The 1,711-nt window shown below is 70.0% G+C and carries 2 protein-coding genes; both read right to left on the minus strand.

Annotation, left to right across the window (positions count from 1 at the left end; all coding sequences use genetic code 11):
* Nucleotides 1-111: 111 nt before the first annotated feature.
* Nucleotides 112-684, minus strand: coding sequence for a TetR/AcrR family transcriptional regulator (locus tag ACFVH5_RS44340; RefSeq protein ID WP_385839363.1), 573 nt, complete (start codon nucleotides 682-684; stop codon nucleotides 112-114).
* A gap of 68 nt (nucleotides 685-752) precedes the next feature.
* Nucleotides 753-1,454, minus strand: a complete 702-nt coding sequence (locus tag ACFVH5_RS44345) for an SDR family oxidoreductase (RefSeq protein WP_385839364.1) — start codon at nucleotides 1,452-1,454, stop codon at nucleotides 753-755.
* Nucleotides 1,455-1,711 lie beyond the last annotated feature (257 nt).

The raw sequence follows: 1,711 nt of genomic DNA on the forward strand, positions 1-1,711 counted from the left end.
CCCCCAAGCAGCCTGCGGGGCCTGCGGGGCTGAAAAGCAGGGGCTCAGCCCCGTTTTTCAGGGGCGCGGGGAACTGCGCGGCCCGCCCCCACCGGAGCCGCACACGAGCCGCTACCTCACACCCCCCGCGTCCAGCAACGCCACCGCCGTAGTGGTCGTCAGACCAGCAAGCGTCTCCGCCCCCGCCCCCGCCCGCGCACTCGCCCCGTCGAAGACCAGCGTGAGCTGGCGCGCCAGCAGCTCAGGATCACGCGCCCCTCCCCGCTCCGCGTCCACGCGAAACGCCTCGACCAAGGCACCCTTGACCCGCAGGGCCACGACACTGGCCGGATGCTCGGGGTCCTTGAGTTCGACCAGCGCCGACAGGTAGGGACACCCCCGGTAGTCGTCCTGCGCAGCCACCCGCTCCAGCTGCTCGAAGACGTACAGGATCCGCTCCCGCGGCGACCGCGGATCCTCGGGCCCGAGATGCAGCATCCGCCCGTACTCCGGTGCGCGCCGCTCCAGGCTCGCCGCGAGGACCTCGTCCTTGCTCGTGAAGAGCTGGTACATGGAGCGCTTGGACACCCCGGCGGCCCGGCACAGCGCCTCGACGCCGAGCGAGACGCCGTCGCGGTAGAAGAGCTCCGTGGCCGCGTCGAGCAGCCGGTCCCTCGTGGATGTCTTGTCCGTGGTGGTGGCCATGGGGCGAGGCTACCTCCGTCGCTCGGCCGACAGAAACCGATCGGTCTACCGGGTTCGCCGCGTGCCGGTCAGGCGACCAGCTGCGGGTACAGGACCGAAAGGTCGGCCGACAGGCCGGACTTGACCTGGCGGGTCAGATCGTCGGCGAGGACCTCGAAGGCGCCGCTCTCGATGCCGTCGAGCGCCTGCGCCGCCACGTCCACGGGCGAGGACTTGGGCGCGTCGATCGCCGCGGTCATGTCGGTGTCGACGTAACCGACGTGCAGCCCGGTGACGCTGATCCCGCGCGGGGCGAGGTCGAGCCGCAGGGAGTTGGTCTGGGACCAGAGCGCCGCCTTGGACGCGCTGTACGAGCCGGCCAGCCCGATCCACGACAGTACGGAGTGGACGTTCAGGATGTGGCCGCCGCCGTTGCGCTCGATCACGGGGACGAACGCGCGGGCGGTGAGCAGCGGCCCGTAGAAGTTCGTCTCGAAGTCCTTGCGTACGTCGTCGACCGGCGAGTCCAGGAACGACGTGTGCATGGAGACACCCGCGTTGTTGATCAGGACCGTGATGTCGCCGGCCAGTTCCGCGGCAGCCGCGACGGAGGCGGGGTCGGTGACCTCCAGGGCCAGCGGTACGGCCCGGGTGTCCTTGACGGTCCGCGGGTCGCGGGCGGTGGCGTACACCTTCTTCGCGCCCCGCTCGAAGAGCCCTTCCACCAGCGCCTTGCCGATTCCCCTGCCGCCACCGGTGACCAGGACGACGGAACCCTCGATTGCGGTCATGACTCTCTCCGAACCTCAGCGGACACGATGTGGAAACCGATCGGTTTCCCTCCTCCATGACGGTAAACCGATCGGTTTCACAATGCAAGCCGCGCGGACGGAAAGCAGCCGGGGAGCGGACGCGAAAACGGGAGTGGCCCCCGCAGGTACACCTGGGGGCACTCCCGTCGACCGGGTTTTGGTAAGCCACCCGCCGGGGGTACGCACCCCGGGGGCCCCGCAAGTCCACAACCGCCACCACCAACACGCGCTGTGTC

The sequence above is a fragment of the Streptomyces sp. NPDC127119 genome, from assembly GCF_042677425.1.
Taxonomy (GTDB): domain Bacteria; phylum Actinomycetota; class Actinomycetes; order Streptomycetales; family Streptomycetaceae; genus Streptomyces.